General features: G+C 65.2%; 18 protein-coding genes. 14 read left to right on the forward strand and 4 right to left on the reverse strand.

The annotated features are described in order from the left end of the window. Positions 1–649 precede the first annotated feature (649 nt). Genes tsx through DID96_RS26250 form a run of 6 tightly spaced genes read left to right on the forward strand, consistent with a single transcriptional unit; the run spans position 650 to position 6,653 of the window. A complete protein-coding gene (gene tsx, locus DID96_RS26225; protein WP_260464015.1) occupies positions 650–1,531 on the forward strand; it encodes a nucleoside-specific channel-forming protein Tsx in 882 nt (293 codons plus the stop codon). A gap of 22 nt (positions 1,532–1,553) precedes the next feature. Beyond that, positions 1,554–2,828, forward strand: coding sequence for a NupC/NupG family nucleoside CNT transporter (locus tag DID96_RS26230; protein WP_124602159.1), 1,275 nt, complete (start codon positions 1,554–1,556; stop codon positions 2,826–2,828). Positions 2,829–2,842: 14 nt separating this feature from the next. After that, a complete protein-coding gene (gene deoC, locus DID96_RS26235) occupies positions 2,843–3,628 on the forward strand; it encodes a deoxyribose-phosphate aldolase (protein ID WP_124602160.1) in 786 nt (261 codons plus the stop codon). Positions 3,629–3,639: 11 nt separating this feature from the next. Further along, positions 3,640–4,959, forward strand: a complete 1,320-nt coding sequence (gene deoA / locus DID96_RS26240; protein ID WP_124602161.1) for a thymidine phosphorylase — start codon at positions 3,640–3,642, stop codon at positions 4,957–4,959. A gap of 15 nt (positions 4,960–4,974) precedes the next feature. Continuing rightward, positions 4,975–6,207 carry a phosphopentomutase gene (locus DID96_RS26245; RefSeq protein WP_124602162.1) on the forward strand — a complete coding sequence of 411 codons (1,233 nt, stop codon included), beginning with the start codon at positions 4,975–4,977 and terminating at the stop codon, positions 6,205–6,207. A 53-nt stretch (positions 6,208–6,260) separates the two neighbouring features. Beyond that, positions 6,261–6,653: a cytidine deaminase gene (locus DID96_RS26250; protein ID WP_124602163.1), complete on the forward strand. Its 393-nt coding sequence runs from the start codon at positions 6,261–6,263 to the stop codon at positions 6,651–6,653. Positions 6,654–6,698: 45 nt separating this feature from the next. On the opposite strand, the gene DID96_RS26255 is transcribed toward DID96_RS26250, so the two are convergent. Continuing rightward, positions 6,699–7,424 (reverse strand): DeoR/GlpR family DNA-binding transcription regulator, encoded by a 726-nt coding sequence (locus tag DID96_RS26255; protein ID WP_124602164.1) that lies wholly within the window; start codon positions 7,422–7,424, stop codon positions 6,699–6,701. 389 nt (positions 7,425–7,813) lie between these two features. Next, a complete protein-coding gene (locus DID96_RS26260; protein WP_124602165.1) occupies positions 7,814–8,755 on the reverse strand; it encodes a LysR substrate-binding domain-containing protein in 942 nt (313 codons plus the stop codon). Between the two features lie 226 nt (positions 8,756–8,981). Between DID96_RS26260 and DID96_RS26265 the strand changes: the two genes are divergently transcribed. Both DID96_RS26265 and DID96_RS26270 read left to right on the forward strand, forming a co-directional pair. Beyond that, positions 8,982–10,010 carry a DUF1338 domain-containing protein gene (locus DID96_RS26265; protein ID WP_124602226.1) on the forward strand — a complete coding sequence of 343 codons (1,029 nt, stop codon included), beginning with the start codon at positions 8,982–8,984 and terminating at the stop codon, positions 10,008–10,010. A gap of 2 nt (positions 10,011–10,012) precedes the next feature. Next, on the forward strand, positions 10,013–12,931 hold the full coding sequence (locus DID96_RS26270; protein WP_124602166.1) for an FAD-binding and (Fe-S)-binding domain-containing protein: 2,919 nt from the start codon (positions 10,013–10,015) through the stop codon (positions 12,929–12,931). A gap of 50 nt (positions 12,932–12,981) precedes the next feature. Here the strand turns inward: DID96_RS26270 and DID96_RS26275 are convergent, their stop codons facing one another. Continuing rightward, positions 12,982–14,109, reverse strand: coding sequence for a J domain-containing protein (locus DID96_RS26275; protein WP_124602167.1), 1,128 nt, complete (start codon positions 14,107–14,109; stop codon positions 12,982–12,984). 346 nt (positions 14,110–14,455) lie between these two features. Here DID96_RS26275 and DID96_RS26285 point away from each other — a divergent pair, with 346 nt between their 5' ends. The 4 genes from DID96_RS26285 (at position 14,456) to DID96_RS26300 (ending at position 18,441) form a co-directional block, all read left to right on the forward strand. After that, positions 14,456–15,607, forward strand: coding sequence for a branched-chain amino acid ABC transporter substrate-binding protein (locus DID96_RS26285; RefSeq protein ID WP_124602169.1), 1,152 nt, complete (start codon positions 14,456–14,458; stop codon positions 15,605–15,607). 143 nt (positions 15,608–15,750) lie between these two features. Beyond that, positions 15,751–16,923, forward strand: a complete 1,173-nt coding sequence (locus DID96_RS26290) for an FAD-binding oxidoreductase (RefSeq protein WP_124602170.1) — start codon at positions 15,751–15,753, stop codon at positions 16,921–16,923. Positions 16,924–17,236: 313 nt separating this feature from the next. Then, complete coding sequence (locus DID96_RS26295; RefSeq protein WP_124602227.1) at positions 17,237–17,497, forward strand: helix-turn-helix transcriptional regulator; 261 nt, start codon at positions 17,237–17,239, stop codon at positions 17,495–17,497. A 467-nt stretch (positions 17,498–17,964) separates the two neighbouring features. Next, entirely contained in the window at positions 17,965–18,441 is a 477-nt protein-coding gene (locus DID96_RS26300; RefSeq protein ID WP_124602171.1) for a GNAT family N-acetyltransferase, read from the forward strand. Between the two features lie 67 nt (positions 18,442–18,508). Here the strand turns inward: DID96_RS26300 and DID96_RS26305 are convergent, their stop codons facing one another. Continuing rightward, complete coding sequence (locus tag DID96_RS26305; protein WP_124602172.1) at positions 18,509–19,114, reverse strand: GNAT family N-acetyltransferase; 606 nt, start codon at positions 19,112–19,114, stop codon at positions 18,509–18,511. 134 nt (positions 19,115–19,248) lie between these two features. Here DID96_RS26305 and DID96_RS26310 point away from each other — a divergent pair, with 134 nt between their 5' ends. Together DID96_RS26310 and DID96_RS26315 are read left to right on the forward strand one after the other, a co-directional pair. Beyond that, complete coding sequence (locus tag DID96_RS26310) at positions 19,249–19,482, forward strand: CopG family transcriptional regulator (RefSeq protein WP_124602173.1); 234 nt, start codon at positions 19,249–19,251, stop codon at positions 19,480–19,482. Next, on the forward strand, positions 19,482–19,913 hold the full coding sequence (locus DID96_RS26315) for a TA system VapC family ribonuclease toxin (RefSeq protein WP_124602174.1): 432 nt from the start codon (positions 19,482–19,484) through the stop codon (positions 19,911–19,913). Before DID96_RS26310 ends, DID96_RS26315 begins: the two co-directional genes overlap by 1 nt. The last annotated feature ends 176 nt before the right edge of the window (positions 19,914–20,089 follow it).

The following is a 20,089-nucleotide window of genomic DNA, read 5'->3' on the forward strand; positions in this document are numbered from 1 at the left end:
CAGGGCTTCAGGTAGCAGCAGCATTTGCTGCGGCTCATAGGGGAGGTAATTCGCGCTCATCTGCTCATAACGCGCCACCTCCCTTGCCCGATGACCAGGAATTGACTTCTGCCGCCCAGACTCCTAGGCGTTCCTCGATCCTGAATTGCCATGATGACGCGCACACGACGAAGCGTCACCCGACGGCACGACCGAAACGACGAATGGAACCAGTTCCATTAAAAAGGAACGCCGGACTGAACGCAAGGCTTGAACGGCCGGATCGAATCGCGCGCAGCCGATTCAGGCCGCCAAAGCGCGCACCGCGCGGTCAGCGCGCGGGTTTTCCCTGAGTATCCGCAAGATTGCGTTTTTTGTTAATGTCGCAAAAATAACAAATAATGTTACGTTAATCTCATCACATGAGATGTTGTCAACATACAGCAGGCATGTCCGGCGGACGCTCGAACGTATCCGGCACGGGCCGTAATTGACCTGCCGTTTACCTGTCACTTGCCGGTTACTTACCGTGAAGGGAAGCAGAACCTTGGACCCAATCAGGAGACTGTGGCGCGAAGCCGCACGGGCCGTGCCCTCATGTCGTTCGCGTCGCTCACGTCGCTCACGTCGTTTCAGCGCTGCCGGCATCGCGGCCGTCGTCGCATTGAGCGTGGCGCCGGCGCGCGCGGACACGCTCGCCGAAAGCGGCGAGACGTCGCCCGGCGTCACGGGCGCGGCCCCGCTGGCGGGGACCGCGGCCGGCACGCGGTACCTGTCGGACTGGCTGCGTCAGAGCATCGCGATCATCGGTTCGAAGAACATCCGTTTCGGTCCGTACCGCACCAACGACGTGTACCTCGAATACGAGTATTTCGGCAGGAAAGGTCCGTTCGACCTGTACGGCTACGTCGACATCCCGCGCGCATTCGGCGTGGGCAACGGCTACGACACCGGCGTGACCAACAAGGGCTCGCCGCTGTTCAGCGAGCAGGAGCCGCGCGTGTCGATCGACCATCTGCTCGGCCGCCGTCTCGGCTTCGGCCCGTTCAAGGAGTGGTATGCGGCGTTCGACTGGATCTACGACCAGGGCCATAGCGTCGCCGGTCGCCAGAACACGCTGTATGCGGGGATCGGCACGGACATCGAGACGCCGCTGCCGATCTACCTGTCGGCGAATCTCTACGTGCGCCGGCAGTGGGAAAACTACGGCGCGGCGAATGCGAACAGCTGGGACGGCTATCGCGCGCAGATGAAGGCCGTGTACCCGATCGGCACGTTCGGCGGCGGGAATCTGACCTTCGTCAGTTTCTTCAATTACGACTTCGGCTCGCACCTTGCCGAAAAGACCGGCGGCAATACCCGCAGCGACACCGCGTTCGTGTCGACCAACGTGCTGATCTACGAATTCGAGCGATGGCGCTTCTGGACGGCCGCGCGCTATTTCCACAACGGCGGCCAGTGGAACGGCACCGGGCTGAATTTCGGCAATGGCGGCTTCGAAAACCGTTCGACCGGCTGGGGCTACTACGCCAGCGTCGGCTACCGCTTCTGACTCAATCCATCGGGGACCCAACGTGGATATCCTGCGTAGTGTGTGTGGCATTCTGGTGTTGCTCTGCGTCGGTTACTGCCTGTCGATGAACCGGCGCGCGGTGAAGCCGCGCACCGTGATCGCGGCGCTCGCGACGCAGCTCGTGATCGGCGCGTTCGTGCTGTTCGTGCCGATCGGGCGTCACGTGCTCGCGTCGATCGCGTATGGCGTGAACGGCGTGCTCGAGATGGGCAAGCACGGGCTGCTGTTCCTGTTCGGCGGCCTCGTCGGCGACAAGATGTTCGCGCTGTTCGGCGCGGATGGGTTCGCGTTCGGCCTGCGCGTGTTGCCGATGATCATCTTCGTGACGTCGCTGATCGCGGTGCTGTACTACATTGGCGTGATGAAATGGGTGATCGCGATCGTCGGCAGCGCGCTCGCGAAGCTGCTGGGCGTCAGCCGCGTCGAAGCGTGCTCCGCGGTCGCGACGATCTTTCTCGGGCAAAGCGAGATGCCCGCGTTCGTGAAGCCGTTCGTGCGTCGCCTGAGCGGGCCCGAGATCTTCGCCGTGATGTCGAGCGGGATGGCGTCCATCGCCGGCTCCGTGCTCGCGGGCTACGCGGGGCTCGGCGTCAGGATGGAATATCTGCTTGCCGCGTCGTTCATGGCGATTCCGGGCGGGCTGCTGTTCGGCAAGTTGTTGTGCCCGTCGGTGGAGGCGAGCCACGTGGAGATCGGCTCGCTCGAATTCGACGAGAAGCGCCCGGCCAACGTGATCGAGGCCGGCGCGTCGGGCGCGAGCGTCGGCCTGAAGATCGCGGTCAACGTCGGCACGATGCTGGTCGCGTTCATCGGCCTCATCGCGCTGCTCAACGCGGGCGTCGGCGTCGTCGCGGGCTGGTTCGGCTTCGTGAACGTGACGCTGCAGTCGTTGCTCGGCACGCTGCTCGCGCCGCTCGCATGGATGATCGGCGTGCCGTGGCAGGATGCGTCGGTCGCCGGCAACTTCATCGGGCAGAAGCTGATCCTGAACGAGTTCGTCGCGTACAGTGGACTATCGCCGTATCTGCAGGACAGCGTGCGCGTGGCGGCGGCGGGGCTGCACGTGCTGACGCCGAAGACGATCGCGATCGTGTCGTTCGCGCTGTGCGGTTTCGCGAATTTTTCGTCGATCGCGATCCTGACGGGCGGCTTCACCGCGGTCGCACCCGAGCTGCGCGGCGACGTCGCGCGCTACGGGCTGCGCGCGCTCGCGGCCGCGACGCTGTCGAACCTGATGAGCGCGACGATCGCCGGACTGTTTTTTTCCCTCTCCTGACTTAAGGCCGTTTCATGAATCACGCATTGACCCGTAACCAGCTCGCCGAGGCCGCGCTGAAAGCGCTGCATCTGATCGATCTCACGGCGCTCAACGATGACGACACCGACGCGTCGATCGAGGCGCTGGCCGCGTCGGCCGATACGCCGGTCGGCACGCCGGCGGCGCTGTGCGTGTACCCGCGCTTCGTCGGCACCGCGCGTGCGGCGCTGGCCGCGCGCGGCCTCGCGCTGCCGGTCGCGACCGTGACGAACTTCCCGGGTGGCGCGGCCGATCCGGATGCCGCCGCGCGCGAAACCGCCGACGCGGTCGCGCTCGGCGCCGACGAGGTCGACGTCGTGTTTCCGTATCGCGCGCTGCTTGCGGGCGATGCGGCCGTCGGTCGCGAACTGGTGGCGGCATCCCGTGTCGCGGCGGGTAGCGCTCGCCTGAAGGTGATCCTGGAAACCGGCGAGCTGCGCGAAGCGGCGCTGATCCGCCAGGCGAGCGAAATCGCGATCGACGCGGGCGCGGATTTTCTCAAGACGTCGACCGGCAAGGTCGCGGTCAACGCGACGCTCGACGCAGCCGCCGCGATGCTCGCGACGATTCGCGATGCCGGGCGCACGGTCGGTTTCAAGGCGGCGGGCGGCGTGCGTTCCGCGCACGATGCCGCCGCGTATCTGGCGCTCGCGGAACGCGAGCTGGGTGCGGGCTACACGGTGCCCGCGACGTTCCGCTTCGGCGCGTCGAGCCTGCTCGGCAACCTGCTTGCGACGCTCGGCCACGGTGCGGCCGCGTCGCGGCCGGGCACTTACTGACTGGAGGATCCATGTTTCTGCCACAGGAATTCATTCGCAAGGTGCGTGACCGCCTGCCGCTGGATAGCGGCGAGATCGGGCAATTCGTCGATGGCGTCACGACGGGGCAGGTCACCGAAGGCCAGATCGCGGCGTTCGCGATGGCCGTCTATTTCAACGAGCTGCCGCTCGATGCGCGGGTTGCGCTGACGCGTGCGCAGCGCGATTCCGGCGACGTGCTCGACTGGCGCGCGATGAACCTCAACGGGCCGGTTGTCGACAAGCATTCGACGGGCGGCGTCGGCGACCTGACCTCGCTGCTGCTCGGGCCGATGGTGGCCGCGTGCGGCGGCTACGTGCCGATGATTTCGGGGCGCGGCCTCGGCCACACCGGCGGCACGCTCGACAAGCTCGAGTCGATTCCGGGTTACGACGTCGCGCCTGAGCCCGACGCGTTCCGCCGCGTCGTGAAGGACGTGGGCGTCGCGATCATCGGCCAGACCGCGCGGCTCGCGCCCGCCGACAAGCGGATCTATGCGGTGCGGGATGTCACGGCGACGGTCGAGTCGATCTCGATGATCACCGCGTCGATCCTGTCGAAGAAGCTCGCGGCGGGGCTCGACGGGCTCGCGATGGACGTGAAGGTCGGCTCGGGCGCGTTCATGCCGACCTACGAGAAATCGGTCGCGCTGGCGCGCAGCATCGTCGACGTCGGCAACGGCGCGGGCATGAAAACCACCGCGACGCTGACCGACATGAGCCAGTCGCTCGCGCCGTGCGCAGGCAACGCGCTCGAAGTCCGCTGCGCGATCGACTACCTGACCGGCGCGGCACGACCCGCGCGGCTGCACGAGGTGACGATGGCGCTCGCCGCACAGATGCTGCTGATCGGCGGGCTCGCGACGAACGAACACGACGCGCGGGCCAGATTGCAGGCGTCGCTCGAATCGGGGCAGGCGGCCGAGCGGTTCGCGCGGATGGTGACGGCGCTCGGCGGCCCGGCCGATCTGCTCGAGCGGCCGCAACAGCATCTGGCCACCGCCGACGTGATCATGCCGGTGCTTGCGCCGCGCGCTGGTTGGGTCGAACGTGTCGATGCCCGCGCGCTCGGGGTCGCCGTCGTCGGCCTCGGCGGCGGGCGGATGAAGACGACCGACATGCTCGACTACGCGGTCGGCCTGTCCGGGCTGCTCGAACTGGGCGATCACGTGACGGAGGGGCAGCCGCTCGGCGTCGTGCACGCGCAAAGCCGCGAGGCCGCGGAGCGCGCGGCGGGCGAGGTACGGCGCGCATACGGAATCGGCGACGAGGCCGGCGTGCTGCCGCCGACCATTCACGCATTGCTCGATTGAGCGCAGGAGGCCTGTATGCGCGCAATCGTGCTGGTGCTGGACTCGCTCGGGATCGGTGCGGCGCCTGACGCCGCGCGTTTCGGCGATGCCGGCTCGAATACGTTCGGCCACATCGCCGAGCAGTGCGCGCTCGGCGCGTGCGACACGGACAGCCGGCGCGGTCCGTTGCGGGTGCCGCAGCTCGAGCGTCTGGGGCTCGCGCTGGCGAGCCGGCTGGCGACGGGCACGCTGCCCGCCGGGATGTCGGCCGAGCCCGCGCTGACCGGCGCTTACGGCGCGGCATGCGAGGTGTCGTCGGGCAAGGACACGCCGTCCGGGCACTGGGAGCTGGCCGGCGTGCCGGTCCGGTTCGACTGGGGCTATTTTTCGCAGGCCGACGGATCGTTTCCGCCCGAATTGCTCGACGCGCTCGTGCGCCGCGCGGGCTTGCCCGGCTATCTCGGCAATTGTCATGCGTCCGGCACCGATATCATCGCGGCGCTGGGTGACGAACACGTCGCGACCGGCAAGCCGATCTTCTACACGTCCGCCGATTCGGTGTTCCAGATCGCGTGCCACGAAACGGCGTTCGGGCTCGACCGGCTGTATCGCCTGTGCGAGATGGCGCGCGAGGAGGTCGATCGCTACAACATCTGCCGCGTGATTGCGCGGCCGTTCACCGGTGCAAGCGCGGCGGATTTCCGGCGCACGGGCAACCGGCGCGACCTCGCCGTGCCGCCGCCGGCGCCGACGGTGCTGGAAAAGCTCGCGACGGCGGGCGGCCACGTGATCGCGATCGGCAAGATTTCCGACATCTACGCGGGCGTCGGCGTGACGCGCAAGATCAAGGCGGATGGTCTCGCGGGCCTGTGGGACGCCACGCTCGACGCGGTGCGCGACGCGCCCGACTTCAGCCTGCTGATGACGAACTTCGTCGATTTCGATCAGCTGTACGGGCATCGCCGCAACGTCGGCGGCTACGCGGCCGAGCTCGAGCGTTTCGACGCGCGGCTGCCGGAACTCCATGCGCTGCTGCGTGACGACGACGTGTTGATCCTGACGGCCGACCACGGTTGCGATCCGACCTGGCCGGGCACCGATCACACGCGCGAACATGTGCCGCTGCTCGCCAGCGGCCCGCGGATCGCGCCGGGCAGTCTCGGCGTGCGTGCATCGTTCGCGGATCTCGGGCAGAGTCTCGCGAGCTGGTTCGGGCTCGAAGCGTTTGCGGACGGCACCGCGTTTCTCGACGCGCACGCCGTGCGGTGAGCGGGAGCGGGAGCGGAAGCGGAAGCAGGCCCTTTGAAAAACAGGATGACGAGATGGACACACAGGCATTGATCGACGCGGCGAAGGCCGCGCGCGAAAAAGCGTATGCGCCGTATTCGCGCTTCAAGGTCGGCGCGGCGCTGCGCACGAAGGACGGCAAGGTCTTCCACGGCTGCAACGTCGAGAACGCATCGTACGGCCTCTGCAATTGCGCGGAGCGCACGGCTTTGTTCGCGGCCATTGCGGCCGGGTATCGCCCCGGCGATTTTGCGGTGCTGGCGGTCGTAGGGGAAACGGAAGGCCCGATCGCGCCGTGCGGCGCGTGCCGGCAAGTGATGATCGAGCTGGGCACGCCGTCGCTCGACGTGGTGCTGGCGAACCTGAACGGCGATGTGCGCGTGACGCGTGCGGACGCGTTACTGCCGGACGCGTTCTACCTCAAGTAATCGCGCGTGGCGGCGCAACGCGCCGCCACCGCATCGCGTGCCGCGTCATGCACGCGATCGCAGCGTCTGGCCCTGCTCGGTGATGATCGAATCGAAATCGCCGAGCTGCGAAAAGCGCACGGCCTTGACGACGCCGAACTTGCTGGAGTCGACAACCAGGTGTCGTTCGACCGCGCTTTCCATCGCGGCCTGCTTGATCGCGACTTCATGGAAATTCCAGCACGTGACGCCGCGCGCGTCGTCGACTCCGCCTGCCGACACGAACGCCTTGTTGATCCCCATCCGGCGCAGCATCTCGAGGCTCTCGTCGCCGGAAAACGAATCGGACGACGGCACATAGACGCCGCCGAGCAGAATCATCCGCACGTTCGGCTTGCGCCGCAGGATTTCCGCAACATTCAGCGAGTAGCAGACCACCGTCACGCGCAGGTCGGCGGGAATCAGCCGCGCGAGCGTCGTGAGCGTGGTGCCGCAATCGATGAAGATCGTCTCGCCCTCGACGATCAGCTTCGCGGCGATCGCGGATGCTTCCGCCTTCGCCTGCGCGTAGTGATCCTTTTCCAGTTCGAGCGAGTAGCCGGCGCTGCTTTGCACGTCGGTCGCGCTGACGATATAGCCGCGCAGATAGGTGAACTGGTCCGGGCTCGCGGCGATGTCGCGGCGCACCGTCATTTCCGACACGCCGAGCAGCGCCGCCGCGTCGCGCAGGTGCATCACGTTGCGTTGTGCGAGTGCGTCGGCGAGCGTGCGCAGACGGTCTGATTTCTGCATGGAAGTCCCGGGGGCTTGTTGCGCGGGCGGATGTGAGGCTTTGTGCACTGCAATGGTGAAATTATAACAAGGCGAACGCGCACGCCGACGCGCATCCGACATTCGAAAGCGATTCGAAGGCGGCGCGGGGGTTGGCGGAATAGCACAGGATCGGCTGCGGTAAAACCACGCGCAAACGTTTCACTTGCGACGAATTGGGCAGATAATGGCAGCGCGCGACAGCGTTTGAAAAGAACGAACAGAGCCTGAGAGATTACGAGGCGTAGTAAAAAAAGAAACAGCCCGCGACGCCGGTAAGGGTCCTGGCTGCCGGCGCGCCGGATCGGAGTCGTCCGGTCCGGCGCATGCCGGATACGCGTCCGCTTCTCCGCTTTCCTCGCTTCCCCGCGTCATTCCACGTCTTCGTCGTCCTCCACGTAGCCGTCGTCGCGCGTCGGCGACGCGTACGCGCTCGCCTGCTCGAGCAGCCACGCGCGGAACAGTTCCAGCGGCTTGCTGTGGCTGAATTCCGTCGGATACACGAGGTAGTACGCGGAATCCTCCACCGTCGCCTCGTCGAACGGCACGACCAGGCCGAGCTGCTGCAGTTGTTCCTCGACGAAGAACTTCGGCACGAGCGCGACGCCGAGCCCGGCCGCGGCCGCGCTGATCAGCATCGTATGCAGTTCGTAGCGCACGCCCTGCATCGTGCGGGTGTCCTCGACGCCGAGCGTCTCGAACCACTGCGACCACGCGCCGGGGCGTGTCGTCGAGTGCAGCAGCGGATACGCGAGCAGGTCGTGCGGCGTTTTCACCGGCCCGTCGAGCAGCGCCGGCGAGCAGATCGGCACGACTTCCTCGCCGAACAGGTAATCGGACGACGTGCCGGGCCAGGTCGGCTTGCCGTAGTGGATCGCCGCCTCGAAGTGGGTGTCCTCGAACGAGAACAGGTCGGTGCGGCTGCCCATGTTGACGCGCACGTCGGGCGTGCGGTCGTAGAACTGCTTGATGCGCGGGATCAGCCAGTGCGACGCGAAGGTCGGCAGCACCGCGAGCTCCAGATAGCCGCCGCCGCTGCCGTGCGCGATGATCGACAGCGTGTCGCGGTCGAGCGACTCGAGCGCGCGCCGCACCTGCGTGCCATACAGCTTGCCGGCGCGCGTCAGCACCACGCGCTGCTTCACGCGCGCGAACAGCCGCACGCCGAGGCTTGCTTCGAGCGTCGCGATCTGCCGCGACACCGCGCTTTCGGTCAGGAACAGCTCCTTGGCCGCGTGCGTGAAGCTTTCGTGACGCGCGGCAGCCTCGAAGGCCACGAGCGCGCCCATGTTCGGGATCTTGAATTTACGCATGAGGGTCGATTCGTCTGACGATCAGTGCCGCGCCCCGCACGGCGGCGGGGCGGGCAACCTACCGTCAATAGTTCCAAAAACTCATTACGTGTCAATTTAATCTCGCTTTACGCCCGCCTGCAACCATTTGAATAATGCAATCCACGCAAGGCTGGGCGTCCATCGGGCGGCTGGCCGACGAGTTGCCGGCACCGTTGCCGGCCGGTCCCCCCGACGAGAATCCATGATGCGCAATCCGAATATCGAGAGCTTGCTGACGAAGCTGCTGGGACAGGCAAAGACCGACGCCCTGTTCGCCACCCTGAACATGCCGGCCATCCTCGACGAGTGGGAAGACGGCGTCGTGACGCGCGCGGAAATCGCGCAGGCGATGAACATGGCGCTGTTCGAAGGGCTGCTCGAACGCTCGGCGAACGGCCGCGCGTACACGGCCGACGCGATCGGCGACGGCGGCTCGGTGTATTTCGATCACGGCGCGCTGCGCACGGTGCGCTGGCCGCACACCGGCGCGCTGCCGCCGGGCGAGGCCGCGTTCACGCGCATCCTGCGTCCGCTCGGCTTCCGCCTGAACGGCCGCTATCCGCTCGACAAGCTCGGCATGACGGGCCGCGCGTATGCGCACGAGGACGCGCCGGACGAGATCGCGCAGTTCTTCGTCAGCGAACTGCATCCGGAGCGCTTCTCGAAGGAATTCCAGCAGGCGGTGACGAACGTCGTGAGCTCGTCGCGCGATCCGCTGACGCCGGCCGCCGTTGCGCTGCTGTGGGAGATCGAGCGCGAAGGCTGGCTGCCGCTCGACGCCGCGCACGCGCTGCTGCCGGAGATCGTCGGCGCGTTCGCGCGCCAGCACGACGTGCCGGGCGAACTCGACTACGAGACGCTGCTGCTCGAATCCGCGGAAATGGCGTGGATCGCGACCGAAGGCAACGCGTTCAACCACGCGACCGACCGTGTCGCCGACGTGTTCAAGCTGTCCGACGACGAGAAGGCGAAGGGCCGGCCGATGAAGCCGGACGTCGAGCGCTCGCGCTCGGGCCGCGTGTTCCAGACCGCGTATCGCGCGGACGTCGTCGAGCGCGAGTTCAGGACGCGCGACGGCGCGCTCGTGAAGCGCAACGTGCCCGGTTCGTTCTATGAGTTCATCACGCGCAAGCGCACGTTCGACCAGGCGCAGCGCCGTTGGGTGACCGACCTGCGCTTCGATGCCGGCAACGCGCAGGGCATCTTCAAGATGACCGCGAACGCTGCGAAGTAATCGTGAAGCGCGCGACCCCGATTGAAGTCGGGCAGGAACTGCTCGACACGCTCGCCGCCGACCTGCGCACCGCGGTGCGTGGCGAGGTGCGTTTCGATGCCGGCTCGAAGGCGCTCTATGCGTCCGACGCGTCGAACTACCGGCAGGTGCCGCTCGGCGTCGTCGTGCCGGCCGGCGCGGACGATCTTGCGGCGGCGCTCGGCGTCTGCCGGCGCTACGACGTGCCGTTCCTCACGCGCGGCGGCGGCACGTCGCAGAACGGGCAGTGCGTGAACGTCGCGGTCGTCGCCGATACGAGCAAGTATTTCAACCGCGTCGTGTCGATCGATCCGCACGCGAAGAGCGCGATCGTCGAACCGGGCGTCGTCTGCGACACGCTGCGCGACGCGGCCGAAGCGCACGGCCTGACGTTCGCGCCAGACCCGGCGACGCACAGCCGCTGCACGCTCGGCGGGATGATCGCGAACAACTCGTGCGGTGCGCATTCGGTGATGGCCGGCAAGACGGTCGAGAACGTCGACGCGCTCGAGATCCTCACGTATGACGGCGCGCGCTTCTGGGTCGGCCCGACGCCCGAGCACGAACTCGACGCGATCATCGCGGAAGGCGGCCGGCGTGGCGAGATCTACCGCCAGCTGCGCGACCTGCGCGACCGCTACGCGGATCGCATCCGCAACGAGTTTCCGCAGATCAAGCGGCGCGTGTCGGGCTTCAACCTCGATCAGTTGCTGCCGGAGAACGGCTTCAACGTCGCGCGCGCGCTGGTCGGCACCGAAGGCACGTGCGCGGTCACGCTGCAGGCGAAAGTGCGGCTCGTGCACAGCCCGTCGTGCCGCGTGCTGCTCGTGCTCGGTTTCACCGACATCTTCACCGCGGCGGACGCGGTGCCGCATTTCAACCGCTTTTCACCGATCGCGATCGAGGGCCTCGACCGCGCGATCATTCGCGGGCTGCAGGCGCGCGGGCTGAAGGCCGACGAGATCGCGCTGCTGCCGCCCGGCGATGCATGGGTCGTGCTGGAGTTCGGCGCAGACACCGTCGATGCGGCGCTTGCACAGGCGCGCGCAGCGGAAGCGCATTTCAACGGCGGTGGCGCGGGCCCGGACGTGAGCGGCTTCGTCGTCGAGGAGAAGGCGAAGCAGCAGCGGATCTGGTCGATCCGCGAGACGGGTGCGTCGGCAATCGCGCTGTCGGTCGATCCGTCGAAGCCTGATCCGGTTGCCGGCTGGGAAGACGCGGCCGTCGATCCGCTGCGGCTCGGCGATTACTTGCGCGCGTTCCAGGCGCTCGTCGACCGCTACGGTTACGAGACTTGCCTGTACGGCCATTTCGGCGACGGCTGCGTGCATGCGCGGATCACGTTCGACCTGCGCAGCGCGACCGGCGTGCAGGTATGGCGCGGCTTCCTGCGCGAGGCGGCGCAGCTCGTCGTCGACTTCGGCGGCTCGCTGTCCGGCGAGCACGGCGACGGGCAGGCGAAGGCCGAGTTCCTGCCGATCATGTACGGCCCGGAACTGATGCAGGCGATGGCCGAGTTCAAGGCGATCTGGGATCCGGCGAACCGGCTGAACCCCGGCAAGGTGATCAACGCGTACCGCGCCGACGAGAACCTGCGGCTCGGCCCCGCGTACAAGCCCGTGACGCTGCAGACGAAGCTGACCTTCACGAGCCCCGAGGGCGACGGGATGCAGCGCGCGATCGAGCGCTGCATCGGCATGGGCAAGTGCCGTTCGCTCGACGGCGGCACGATGTGCCCGAGCTACCGCGCGACGCGCGAGGAGAAGTTCTCGACGCGCGGCCGTGCGCACCTGTTCTGGGAGATGCTGCAGGGCGACGTGATCAAGGACGGCTGGAACAGCGCCGAGGTCAAGGAAGCGCTCGACGCGTGCCTCGGCTGCAAGGGCTGCAAGTCGGATTGCCCGACGCATACCGACATGGCGTCGTACAAGTCGGAATTCCTGTCGCACTACTACGAAACGCATCGCCGGCCGCGGCAGGCGATGTTCATGGGGAGGATCGGACAATGGGCGCCGCTGGCGAGCCGTTTTCCTCGGCTTACGAATTTTATGACCTCGACCCCGCCCTTGGCGCGTATCGGCAAGTGGATCGCGGGCATCGCGCCGCAGCGGGCGCTGCCGGCGTTCGCGCCGCAGCCGTTCCGCGCGATCGCGAAGCGGCGCGGGATCGGGCAGCGCACGGGGGCGGCGCCGGTCCGCGGCAAGGTGATTCTGTGGGTTGATACGTTCAACGAGCATTTCTCGCCGGACATCGCAGCGGCCGCGGTCGACGTGCTGAGCGCGCTCGGCTACGACGTCACGTTGCCGCAGAAGCGCCTGTGCTGCGGCCGGCCGCTGTACGACTATGGGCTGCTCGACGAAGCGCGCGCGCTGCTGCGCACGGCGGTCGACGAACTCGCCGACGAGATCGGCGCGGGCGTGCCGGTCGTCGGGCTCGAACCCGGCTGCCTGTCGGTGTTCAAGGACGAGCTGCTGAAGCAGTTGCCGGACGAACCGCTCGCGAAGCGCCTCGCCGCACAGACGTTCCTGTTCTCCGATTTCGTCGCGCAGGCGGATTTCGCGTGGCCGCAGCTCGACGCGGACGTGATCGTCCACGGGCACTGCCATCAGAAATCGCTGTTCGGGATGAAGGGCGAAACCGCGCTGCTCGACAAGCTCGGCGTGCGCTGGACGCTGCTCGACACGGGCTGCTGCGGGATGTCGGGGTCGTTCGGCTTCAACGAGGCCCATTACGACCTGTCGATGAAGATCGGCGAAGGCAAGCTGCTGCCGCTCGTGCGGCAGGCGAGTGCGGACGCGATCGTCGTCACCAACGGCTTCAGCTGCCGCGAGCAGATCGAGCAGGGCGCGGGCCGCACGCCGCTGCATATCGCGCAGCTCGCGAAGCGGGCGCTCGGGGTGTAACGGCAGCGGCGGCGGGTGTCGACGCCGGGCTGGGCGTCGACGCTCGCGCGTCAGAATGAAACGTCGTCGATAGCGAAGGCCGACTGCTGACGTTTCAGCTCCTTCAGCCAGCGCTTCAGGCTCCCGACGTCGTTGAACAGCGGCATCTCTTCCTTCAGATTGAGAATGTCCTGCTCGAGCCCGACGATTTCACGCGCGAGATTGAGCAGCACCGTGTCGGGAGAGAGGCCGGCGCGCGGAGAAAATCCGTACGCGTGCCGGAAGTTGGATTCCACATACAGGATTTCCTGGTCGAGTTCGGCGACTTGCTCCTTGAGTATCTTGTTGTAGTGCTTCAGGCGATCTTCGCTGATCTGGTTGATCATATGCTGGTCGATGTGTTCGAGTTCGAGCTGCAGTTCCAGCAGCTTCAGCAGATCGTTCTTGTCGTAAGCCTGGTTGACCCGCTGCATCAGCGACGTCTTGCGCTCGCGCTCCAGCGGATCGGGCTCCCGATCGGGATGCAGCGCGCTGGCGAGCTTGCGATAGACGTCGCGGATCGACTGGCTCAACTCGACCTGTTCCGCTTGCTGCTGCGACTCCTTCGCAAGCTGCTTCGCCGATTTTTGCCGTTTGGCCCGCCGCGCTTCCCGCGCCCGCTGGTTGGCCTCCTCCCGAGCCCGCTGTTGTTCCAGCTTCGCCTGAACGTGTTGCAGGACTTCGTCATGCGCGCTCATGTCGAGGTCGTCGTCGAGCTCGACGCCGAGCATCGCTTCCAGCTCGGCCTTCATCGTCGCGTACTCGGCGGCGACTTCGGCGTCGTAGTCGGTTCCGCCATGCCGGTTGTAGACGGCCTTCAACTGCGCGTCGGCGTTTGAGTCGATCAGGTCGGCGGCGATGCTGGCGATCAGCGTCGAGATCATGCGTTGCTCGGCCTTGGTCAATCCTTTCCGGCCGCTTGCCTCGTCGAGCCCGAAAACCATCGTGGTGCGCAGATCCGTCCACGCGCGTTCGAGCGGCAACAGCTCGTCGACATATCGCTTCTGGAACGCGGGCATGACCTGCTCCCATGCCGACAGATACTTGCGGCGCTTTTCGATCTGCTTGATCAGCGCATTGAATGCCTTCTGCCCCTTGGACAGGACGGTCTTGCCGGCATTCGGCGCAATGCTGACGGACCGGTTGTTTGCGCGGGGCATGGCTGTTCCTCTCGGTGGCTGCTGTGTGTGAAACAAACGGCTATTCTAGCGCCGCCTGCGACAGGCCCACGTCGAGCGGATGACGGTTTCCGTCAGCCGGGTCGCGCATTCGCCGCGACTTGATGACTATTGCTCACAACATAGTTCCGATATTTCGTTTGCTGCGCGGGTATTGGCTACCCACAATCCTTTCACCTCTTTCGCGGTGCAAGGTTCTACGGAGACGGAACCACGGCCGCCGCGTGCTCCCGTGCAGCGGGCGGCGCGCGCATGCCGGCGCGACAGAGGTCGCCGGCGCGCGGTTCGCGCGTCGCATCCCGACTCAAAGCAGAAAGGAATGCCCCCGATGAAGTTCCGAATTCGCTCCCTGTCCGGCGTGGCGCTTGCCACGGCGATCCTCGCGCTCCCGATGAGCGCGGCCCACGCGCAGGAGACGGTCGTCAAGGTCGGCGTCGCCGGCCCGCTGACAGGCGGCGGCGCCGCGTATGGCAAGGACATCGAGAACGGCGTGCGCATGGCCGTCGACGAAGCGAACGCGACGCATCCGACCGTCGGCGGCAAGCCGGTCAAGTTCGTCGTCGCGTCGCAGGACGATCAGAGCGATCCGCGCGCAGGCGTGCAGGCCGCGCAGCAGCTGACGGACGCGCAGGTCGCGGTCGTGATCGGCCATTTCAATTCGGGCACGACGCTGCCCGCATCGAAAATCTACGCGAAGGCCGGCATTCCGATGATCACGCCGTCCGCGACCAATCCGGAAATCACGCGCGCGGGGCTCGGCACCGTGTATCGCGTGATCGCGACCGATACGCAGAACGCCGGCAACGCGGGCACGTATGCGGCAACGGTCACGAAGGCGAAGCGGATTGCGATCATCGACGACCGCACCGCGTTCGGCCAGGGCGAGGCCGACGAGTTCGAGAAAGCCGTGAAGGCGAACGGCGGAACGATCGTCACGCGCGAATTCACGAACGACAAGGCAGTCGACTTCAGCGCGCAGCTCACGAAGATCAAGAGCGTGAACGCCGATCTCGTATTCTTCGGCGGCCTCGATGCGCAGGCCGCGATGCTCGTCAAGCGGATGCGTCAACTCGGCATCCGCGCGCAGTTCCTGGCCGGCGGCGGCGTGATGAACGCGAACTTCATCAAGCTCGCCGGCAACGCGGCCGAAGGCGCGTCCGTGTGGGAATACGGCCAGCCGTTGTCGCGCCTCGAGAAGGGCAAGACGTTCGAGACGAAGTTCAAGCAGAAGTACGGCGTCGACATGCTCGCGTATGCGCCGTTCGCGTATGACGCGACGTGGATCGCGATCAACGCGATGCAGAAGGCAAATTCGACGAAGCCCGCGGATTTCAACGGCGCGCTGAAGAGCACGAGCTATGACGGCATCACGGGCACGATCGCGTTCACGGGCACCGGCGACCTGAAGAACCCGAGTTCGACGCTGTACGAAGTGAAGAATGCCGCATGGCAGCCGGTGACGACGAAGTCGGCGAATTGAGCGTGCGTGCCGGCCGGGCGTCGCGCGGTGCTTTGCCGCCGGCGCCGTCCGTGCTGAAATAGCGTCAGGAGTCCGGCGCACCAAGGGTTTTTCCCCGGCTGCGGCCCGTGCGCCGCGCCATTCATTGCAATCTGGAGTCAGTCGTGAGTTCTCAAGTCGTAATCGTCGGCGGCGGTGTGATCGGCAGCTCGATCGCCTATTTCCTGCGCGCGTCCGATCCGACGGTCGCCGTGACCGTGATCGAACGCGATCCGACCTATGCGAAATCGTCGTCGGCGCTGTCGGCCGCGTCGATCCGCCAGCAGTTCTCGACGCCGCTGTCGATCCAGATGTCGCTGTACGGGATCGAATTCCTGCGCACGCTCGGCGAGCGGCTCGAAGTGGACGGCACGCGTCCGTCGATCGATCTGCACGAAGGCGGTTATCTGTTTCTCGCGACACCGGCCGGTGAAGCGACGCTGCGCGAGAATCATGCGCTGCAGACGCAGCTCGGCGCGGATATCCGATTGATGGATTGCGATGCGCTGCGTGCGAAGTTTCCGTGGCTGAATGTCGACGATCTCGTGGCCGGCGCGTATGGCGTGAGCGGCGAAGGCTGGTTCGACGGCTACGGGCTCGTGCAGGCGCTGCGCAAGAAGGCGCAGGCGCTCGGCGCGCGTTATGTGGCTTCCGATGTGACGGGCGTCGTGCGCGACGGTCGCAAGGTCACGCATGTGGTCACGAGCGACGGCGAGCGTCATGCGTGCGATACGGTTGTCAACGCGGCCGGTGCGTGGACGCGTACGTTGTCCGCGATGATGGGCATCGACATTCCCGTGTATGCGCGGCGTCGCAGCATCTTCAACGTGTCGTCGCCGGCGAAGCTCGCGGACTGCCCGCTGCTGATCGATCCGACGGGCGTGTATTTCCGGCCGGAAGGGCGCACGTATATCTGTGGCACATCGCCGAGCCCGGACAAGGACCCCGACAACCTGCCGCTCGACGAAGTCGATCACGATTTGTTCGACGAAGTGATCTGGCCGACGCTCGCGCATCGCGTGCCGGAATTCGAGGCGCTGCGCGTGGAGAACTGCTGGTCCGGGTACTACGAGTACAACGTGTTCGACCACAACGCGATCATCGGGTATCACCCGGAGCTCGATAACGTCGTGTTCGCGAATGGGTATAGCGGGCATGGGTTGCAGCAGGGGCCGGCGACGGGGCGCGGTGTCAGTGAACTCATTCTGGGCGGGCGTTATGAAACGCTCGACCTGTCGTCGCTCGGCTGGGCGCGTGTGCTGGAGAACCGGCCGATCGTCGAAAAGAACGTCGTGTAGCGCGGTAGTGTGAGCGACGTGGCCGCCCGTCGCGAGCGGGCGGTATTCTCCTTGTGTCTCACCGATTGGCCCGACTTTGTCGGGCCTTTTTTGCTTTGTGGGTGGGTGGTGGGGAGCGCTGTACGTGCTGTCGGGGTTCGGCCAGTCATCGGCGTTTATGCTCGCGTCAGCAGATGCGGTAGCCCAAGAGCTACATAACTTTCCATTTCATCTGCTTTTGTATCCCAAGAGCTACATATGCGGGATGTCAATTTGTAGCACCTGGGCTACAATTGAAACCGATTTGTTCATTTATGATGCCTTGGGGCTACAAATGACAACACTGTCCGATATTGGAGAGATGCTGAGAGAGACTCGCCGTGCGGAAGGTCTTTCCCAGAAAGAGCTTGCTGAGCGTGCCGGTATCGCGCGCACGACGCTCACACGCATGGAAACGCTTGCGCGAGGCGACATGAGCGTGTCTGCGCTGGTGCGACTCCTCGAGGCAGCCGGCTATGATCTGCGACCGGTCAAGCGCGGACATGGGCGCACGCTGGACGACGTGCTGGCTGAACAGCGCAAGACGGGGGGCTAACGACATGCCCGCCGAGCCAATACAGAGCAATCTGAGGCGTTGAGTTTTTCGAGTGCAGCGTTCGACGTGCGTTTTCAAACGACCTCGGTCGGTAGCGGTTGATCGTGTGCGTCGGTAACCGGACAGGTCGAGACATTTGCGACACCTGCCTGGATGATTTTCAATCGACTGACCTGCATTGACGACAACGGTTTGGGCAGGCAACATGTTTTTATGAACCACGACCCGCTCAATTTCATGATGTGCTCCATGACCGCCGATGGCGAGTCGTGGGAGTCGTGACGTTCATACACCGTACACAGACTTTCTCAACGGCCCCGCCAGTCATGTCGGGGCCGTGTCGTTTCAGCCGCTCCGAATTGCATTGGCGCAGACAGGAGTGAATGCATGCATCACGGAGTACGTATTTCCATTCTTGGTGACGTTGCCGGCGTGTCGACTTGGCCGCTTGAGCCGAGGAGCGCGGCATGCTGACGATTCGAAAAGCGAACTGCGACGACGTGCTCGACGCGTGGGATATCCGTAAAGCGTCGGTGCATGCCGGGTGCTCGGAACACTATCCCAAGGCGACCCTTTCGGCCTGGGTCGATGGCACGCCGACCGACAAATGGGCCGGCATCGTCGAGCGCGACTTCTACGTTGTCGTCGATCAGGGGCTGGTTGTCGGAACAGGAATGCTGACGCTCGCAAGCGGGCAAGTCGACGCGATCTTCGTCCGACCGTCTTTCATGGGGCGCGGCATCGGGCGCAAGATGCTAGGTTTTCTTGAGGCCCTGGCTGTTGATCATGGTCTTGCCGCAATGCGGCTCGATGCAACGCTGAACGCGGCGCCTTTCTATTGTCGTTGTGGTTGGTCGGGCGACTCGGTTTCGATGTACCGTACCTCGCGCGGACTGGAACTGGCTTGCGTGCCGATGACGAAGCGTGTCACCGTCAGCGGATAGGGTGCTCGTCGGCCGACGACTGCCGCACATGCGGCAATAGTCGGTCATTTTGAGCCATTCGAGATTGCTACCCGATTGAGCGCTGCATGACGATGAGATCGCCCGTGAACCTCGGACTGCTCGTGCGTCGAATCTCCTCGAAGCCCTCGCGCCGCCAGAATTCATGCGCGCGAGGATTGGTTGAAACGACGGCAAGCTGCGCCGTGCGGTAGCCCCGCTCGCGCGCCATTTCGACCAGCATCCCCAGCGCAGCCTTTCCATGCCCTCGACCCTGATGCGCTTCGGAGAGGAGGATCAGGCCGATCCAGATGCAGTCGTCGGCTGGATACGAGCGAATGACATCTGCGCAGCCGATCATTTCACTTCCGACAAAGAATCCGAAGACTGATTTGTCTGCTGCATCCTTGCTGGCTGGCTTGCCGAAGAAGAAATCGTCGACATCTTCTGTGGACGGCGGACGGCCTTCAACGAGTTCCGTGTACGAAGGTGCTTCATTGAAGACGCGCAAGACATTTGCACAGTCGCTAGGTGACTCGCTGGACAGTGGGCGCACTGTAAGCATCGGGTATTCGTCGGAAGTATGAAGTTCAATTTTAAGCCGGTTTGCTTCCACAATACTTGCGATGATCCTCCGCAGCACGCCTGACCGGCCCAAGAGAGGCTGGCCGTACATGCCATGTATGGCGGGCCTGGGGGAGGGCCGTGAGGCCTGCCCTTATCCCGACGTTCTTGCGGGAAGGGGGGGCGCCAAATTGATGCGTGATGCGTGATGCTATAATGTTGATGCTTGATGATGCTGGAGGCACCATGCGAACCACACTCGATATCGATGACGACGTACTTGCGATCGCTCGTGCTCGCGCCGAACGCGAGCACGTTTCAATCGGCCGCGTGCTGTCGGCGCTCGCGCGCGCAGCGCTGCGTCCGACCGGCGATGTGCCGGCCGCGACGCGCAATGGCCTGCCAGTGCTGCCGAATGCGGGTACCGCACGCCCTGTCACGCTCGATCTCGTCAACCAGTTGCGCGACGAGGCGCCCTAATGGCCTATCTGCTTGACGTCAACGTGTTGATTGCCCTGCTTGATGCCGGCCATGTGCAGCATGACGCAGCGCATGAGTGGTTTGGACGGGTTGGGCATGACGCTTGGGCCACATGTCCGCTGACCGAAAACGGTGTGTTGCGCATCATCGGTAATCCTCGCTATCCGAATACGATGGGGACGCCCGCTGCTGTTGCACCGCTCGCAGCTCAACTGCGCGCGCACCCTGGACATCGTTTTTGGCCCGACGACGTTAGTTTGCTGGATGCGCAACACGTCGACGCCTCAAGGCTGCTCGCCACCGATCAGGTCACGGATTCCTATCTGCTTGCGCTCGCTCGCGCGCATGGCGGGAAGCTCGCAACCTTCGATCGCCGGCTGGTGGTCGACGCAGTGCCGGGCGGCGGACGCCATCTGGAAGTAATTGCCTGACGCGCGTTGTACGTACCGGGAAATTTCAGCGCAACCAAACCGATAGTCGACAGCCTCGGACTGTAGGGAAGGCATGACTTTCGTCGTTGCGTTTGCGTGGCGTCCCTCATCTCCCGTTGATGACCAAACCGCAAGACCTAGTGCATAGATATCGTTTGCCGCAGCCTTAATGACTG

The organism is Burkholderia sp. Bp8963 (assembly GCF_003854275.1).
Lineage (GTDB): Bacteria > Pseudomonadota > Gammaproteobacteria > Burkholderiales > Burkholderiaceae > Burkholderia.